Here is a 5,100-nt window from a genome sequence, read left to right as displayed (position 1 = left end):
GTGCCCCCTCGAGTGAAATGCCGGATTACCGGTGCTGTATGGATTGCACCGGCTTCAATCTCCGTAAGGCGACCCGTGCGGTGAGTCAGCTTTACGACGAGATGCTGCGCCCGGCCGGCATCCGGGGTACGCAGTATTCGCTTCTGGTCGCCGTCCATATGAGCGGACCCATCACGGTGACCCAGCTTGCCGAGAACGCCGTCATGGACCGAACGACTTTGAGCCGTAATCTGGAGCTTCTTGAGAATCAAGGGCTTATTGATGTCGCCTCCGGCGAAGATCGCCGCACCCGGATGGTGACGATTACCGACGAAGGACGGGTCGTGCTGCTTAAAGCGTATCCTCTGTGGGAACAGGCACAGTCCAGAATCAGGGAGGCTATGGGCGAAGACCGATTGCAAATCCTGATGAGAAGCCTGTCGGACTTGATTGAGGCATCACAGGCGCAATAATTTTTTTCGTCATTTACGTGTATATACACTAAAAGGAGATATACATGATGAATCTCGATGAACACCCCACCGTCAGGCATTTCCGCGAGACCGATCCAGCAGCGGAAGAGGCGATTGGCGGGCGAGTACTGGAAGCATCTTGGTTACGCCAACTGGCTTTGGAAGCCGGCGCGGACGACGCCGGCTGCATCGGGATTGGCCGGTCCGAGCTCGACGCACAGCGAGCGGACATCCTGCGCGTCTTCCCGTGGGCAAAGACCCTCTTGAGCTTCGTCTGCCGCATGAACCGGGAGAACATCCGCAGTCCCGCCCGTTCCGTCGCCAATCTGGAGTTCCACAATACGGGCGACGAGATCAACGAGGTCGCCCGGCGAATGGTCAGGGTTTTGGAGCAAAAAGGCATCCGTGCGATCAATGGTGCGATGGGATTTCCGATGGAGGCGGATCGCTGGCCCGGCAAGATGTGGGTGGTGTCGCACAAGCCGGTAGCCGAGGCGGCAGGTCTTGGGCGCATGGGTATCCATCGCAATGTCATCCATCCCCGGTTCGGCAACTTCGTTCTTCTCGGCACGATCATTCTGGATGCCGAGATCGACGAGGAGTCGCATCCCATTGACTACAACCCCTGCCTCGAATGCAAGCTCTGCGTTGCCGCCTGTCCCGTGGGTGCGATCGGAGCCGACGGGCATTTCGACTTTTCGGCCTGTTACACCCACAACTATCGGGAGTTCATGGGCGAATTCACCGACTGGGTCGAGGCCATCGCCTCGAGCGCAAACGCCAGAAGTTACCGACAGAAAGTCTCTGATGCCGAGTCCGTTTCCATGTGGCAAAGCCTTTCTTTCGGGGCGAATTACAAGGCTGCCTATTGTATGGCGGTGTGTCCCGCCGGCGATGACGTCATCGGACCGTTTCTCAATGACCGGAAGCGCTTTGTCAAAGACGTTGTGCGCCCCTTGCAGGACAAGCAGGAAACCGTCTACGTCATAGCCGGCTCCGATGCGGAAGGCCATGTGGCCCGCCGTTTTCCGCATAAAACCGCCAAACGCGCCAACAACAGCCTAAGGCCAACCTCGGTGCCGGCCTTCCTGAAGGGACTTCCTAATGTATTCCAAAGAGGGAAATCGAAAGGCCTCAACGCCACCTATCACTTTACTTTCACTGGCGGCGAGAAAATCGAGGCCACTATCATCATTCGTGACGAAAAACTCCAGGTACTGGAAGGACATAGCGGCCGTCCGGATTTTCAGCTGAAGGCCGATAGCCGGACTTGGCTTAAATTCCTGGCCAAGGAGAAATACCTCGCCTGGGCGCTGATTCGTCGAAAAATTCGGTTCAAGGGACCACCGGGGCTGCTGTTGGCATTCGGCCGTTGTTTTCCTGCGTAAACCCAAGCCGATTGCGGCGACAACCGGCTCGCGGCGCTGGCGCACAACGCCTCGCGGAAAGACAATCCGTACGCCTGCCGGAGAATATTGTGTCGCTCCGGAAAGGCGATGGCGCCGAAGTCGCTCGCCGCTTTCAAGTATTTGGTCGAAAACGGACATTCTTATGAAGGCAAACATTCCAAGCCTAAGAGAACTCCGGTCACGTGCTAGCCGGTGAGTGCAATCCGGCAGTAGTGTGCCATGAATGCATGATTCTGCGGCGGCCAAGTGGTGCTGGCCGAAACGGCCGCGGATGGAGGCGTTTGCTGATCGAACAGCTTGTAAGGAAGTGGAATTTGTCTCGACTAAATGTCACGCGTAAACAGCAAGCTCACGAGAACCGCTGCGGCGGAAACTCCTATCGCAGAAAGAAGTTCGTGCGCTTGCCACGAACCTGATTCCCCTTGCCGCGCTTCATCGGACAAGTCGATGATGCGGTAAGTTTGTGATTACATCCTTTTCACAGGACCTGACACTTATGCCGCGCCTATCCTTGAATCGCTATTTGAGCGCTCTCTCCGTCATGCTGCTCGTCGCGACAACAACCTCGATTCCGCAGGCGGCTGAGCGGAAGCTGGTGTTGACCGGCTCCAGCACCGTCGCGCCCTTGGCGGCGGAGATCGGCAAGCGCTTCGAGCGGGAAAATCCCGGCGTTCGAGTGGATGTGCAGTCGGGCGGTTCGTCGCGGGGCATCGCCGATGCCCGCTCGGGGCTGGCCGATATCGGCCTGGTGTCGCGGGCGCTCAAGCCCGACGAGCAGGACCTCAAAAGCTTCACCATCGCGCTGGACGGCATTACTCTCATCGTGCATAAGGACAATCCGGTGCAGACCCTGACCGACCCGCAGATCGTCGACATCTACACCGGCAAGATTACCCGCTGGCGTGCCGTGGGCGGGGCCGACCGGCCCATTACCGTGGTCAACAAGGCCGAAGGCCGCTCGACTCTGGAGTTGTTCCTGCATCACTTTCAGCTCAAGAGCGGCGACATCAAGGCCCACGTGGTCATCGGCGAAAACCAGCAGGGTATCAAGACCGTCGCCGGCAACACGAGTGCCATCGGCTACGTTTCGATCGGCACCGCCGAATACGAGGCCTCTCAGGGCGTGCCCATCAAGTTGCTGCCCATGGCCGGGGTCGACGCATCGGTGGAGAATGTGCGCAATGGCCGGTTTCCGCTGGCCCGGCCTTTGAATCTGGTGACCAAGGCCGAGCCTGAAGGGCTGGTCCGGCAGTTCATCGACTTCAGCCGCTCGGAATGTGTTCATGATTTGGTCGAAGCACAGTATTTCGTCCCCCTCGCGCACTGACGCGCGCCTCGCCGGGTGGCTCTCGGTCGCGGCCGGACTGGCAGCCGCGGTTCTGGTGCTGATCGTGCTGTTTCTGCTGCACGAATCCTGGCCGGTACTCAAGCGGATCGGTTGGCTGCGCTTTTTCACCGATGCGGCCTGGCATCCTTCCGAAGGGCTGTTCGGCCTCGCCCCCATGCTCTGGGCGACATTGGCGTCCAGCGCAGGGGCGCTGGTGCTGGCGGGGGGCTTGGGTGTGGCCTCGGCACTGTTCTGCCGGTTTTACGCCCCGCCATCCGCCGCCCGCCCTTATCGGCGAATGGTGGCCTTGCTCGCCGGCATTCCCTCCGTCGTGTTCGGGCTCTGGGGCTTGACCGTGCTGGTGCCGCTGATCGCCCGCTGGCAACCGCCGGGGGCCAGCCTTTTGGCGGGCATCCTCATTCTGACCCTGATGATCTTGCCCACCGTGGCCCTCACCGCCGATGCCGCGCTGGCGGCGGTGCCCAAGGCATACCTGCACGGTGCGGCGGCGTTGGGGATATCGCGTTCGGGAACGATTCTTCGCGTGGTGCTGCCGGCGGCGCGGAGCGGCATCATCGCGGGTCTGCTGCTGGCGGCCGGGCGTGCCCTCGGCGAAACCATGGCCGTACTGATGGTTGCCGGCAATGTGGTGCAAACCCCTCATAGCCTGTTCGACCCGGTGCGTACGCTGACCGCCAATATCGCTCTGGAGATGGCTTATGCCACCGGCGAGCACCGTGCGGGACTTTTCGTGTCCGGGTTGGTTCTGACTGGGATGATCATCCTGCTGGCGGTTGCCGCGCTGCGGTTCGGCGGAGCGCGTTCACATGTTTGAGGCGGGACGGTTTGCCATGGTTCGCGGTCGGGTGCTTGAGCCGCTGATGACCTTGGCCGTCTGGGGCTCGGCGCTTCTGGTGGCGGGCGCTTTCCTGTGGCTGGTGGGCGATTTGCTATGGCATGGTGCCGAGCGGCTGTCCTGGGCTTTCCTGTCGTCATCGCCGCTGAACGCCGGCAGGACCGGGGGTATCGGCCCTATCCTGGTTTCCACGCTGCTGATCCTGGGCGTGGCCGTCGCCGCCGCGGTGCCGCTGGGACTGGCGACGGCGGTGCTGCTGACGGAATTTCTTCGTCCCCGCAGTCGGTTCGGGCGACTCGTCGGCCTGAGCCTGGATGTGCTCGCCGGGGTGCCTTCCATCGTTTTCGGGCTGTTCGGCAATGCTTTCTTCAGCGTCTTTCTGGGGCTGGGCTTTTCCATCCTGTCCGGCGGCCTGACCCTCGCCTGTATGGTGCTGCCCATCCTCATCCGCACAGCGGAAGCCAGCCTGCGCGCCGTGCCCGACGATTGGCGGCTGGGCAGTGCCGCGCTTGGGTTGTCGCGCACCGCGGCGCTTCGCCATATCCTGCTGCCGGCGGCGTCATCGGGCCTCGTGGCCGGACTGCTGCTGGGCGTCGGCCGAGCGATGGCGGAAACGGCGGCGCTGATCTTCACCAGCGGCTATGTGGATCGTATGCCGTCCTCGCTCCTCGATTCCGGCCGCGCGCTATCCGTACACATTTATGATCTGTCGATGAACGTCGCCGGCGGCGACGGCAATGCCTACGCCTCCGCGCTGGTGTTGATCGGCCTGCTCATCCTGATCAACGGCACGGCCTTGTATCTGGCGGAACGTTGGCTAAACCGAAGGATCATAGCTCCATGACGCAAACTCTCGACCGACACAGCGGCTGTTCGCCCAGTATCGATGCCGGCACCTACACCGTCGGTCCATTGCAATCCGGCCCGCCCTGTTGTGTGCCCGAACCCCTGATCCGGGTGACGAATCTCTCCGTAAGCTACGGCGATCACCCAGCCCTGAAGGATGTAACGCTGGATATCTACAAGGGCTGTATCACAGCGTTGATCGGTCCATCC

The 5,100-nt window shown here is 61.1% G+C and carries 5 protein-coding genes and 1 pseudogene; all 6 read left to right on the top strand.

Going from position 1 to position 5,100, the window contains the following annotated elements; all coding sequences use genetic code 11:
- Positions 1-452 (top strand): MarR family winged helix-turn-helix transcriptional regulator (locus ABJK70_RS19740; protein WP_347258851.1); only part of this gene is annotated, 452 nt, incomplete at its 5' end.
- A 44-nt stretch (positions 453-496) separates the two neighbouring features.
- Positions 497-1,840 carry an SCP2 sterol-binding domain-containing protein gene (locus tag ABJK70_RS19735; RefSeq protein WP_347258850.1) on the top strand — a complete coding sequence of 448 codons (1,344 nt, stop codon included), beginning with the start codon at positions 497-499 and terminating at the stop codon, positions 1,838-1,840.
- Positions 1,841-2,357: 517 nt separating this feature from the next.
- On the top strand, positions 2,358-3,188 hold the full coding sequence (locus ABJK70_RS19730) for a phosphate ABC transporter substrate-binding protein (RefSeq protein WP_347258849.1): 831 nt from the start codon (positions 2,358-2,360) through the stop codon (positions 3,186-3,188).
- Positions 3,145-4,023 (top strand): phosphate ABC transporter permease subunit PstC, encoded by an 879-nt coding sequence (pstC, locus tag ABJK70_RS19725; protein ID WP_086134723.1) that lies wholly within the window; start codon positions 3,145-3,147, stop codon positions 4,021-4,023. The genes ABJK70_RS19730 and pstC overlap by 44 nt, the downstream gene beginning before the upstream one ends.
- A complete protein-coding gene (pstA, locus tag ABJK70_RS19720; protein WP_347258848.1) occupies positions 4,016-4,888 on the top strand; it encodes a phosphate ABC transporter permease PstA in 873 nt (290 codons plus the stop codon). Before pstC ends, pstA begins: the two co-directional genes overlap by 8 nt.
- Positions 4,885-5,100: pseudogene (locus ABJK70_RS19715) on the top strand (hypothetical protein); the annotation flags it as partial. The gene pstA and the pseudogene ABJK70_RS19715, both read left to right, overlap by 4 nt.

Origin of the sequence: Methylocaldum sp., assembly GCF_039794385.1 — a bacterium.
GTDB lineage: Bacteria > Pseudomonadota > Gammaproteobacteria > Methylococcales > Methylococcaceae > Methylocaldum.
Note: the sequence above shows the minus strand (reverse complement) of the source record. Positions and strands in the feature narration are given on the sequence as shown.

Excerpts from the sequence above, each read along its gene's own strand:
- pstA (WP_347258848.1), top strand. The coding sequence starts at position 4,016 with ATGTTTGAGGCGGGACGGTTTGCCATGGTTCGCGGTCGGGTGCTTGAG.
- ABJK70_RS19735 (WP_347258850.1), top strand. The coding sequence starts at position 497 with ATGATGAATCTCGATGAACACCCCACCGTCAGGCATTTCCGCGAGACC.
- pstC (WP_086134723.1), top strand. The coding sequence starts at position 3,145 with ATGATTTGGTCGAAGCACAGTATTTCGTCCCCCTCGCGCACTGACGCG.
- ABJK70_RS19730 (WP_347258849.1), top strand. The coding sequence starts at position 2,358 with ATGCCGCGCCTATCCTTGAATCGCTATTTGAGCGCTCTCTCCGTCATG.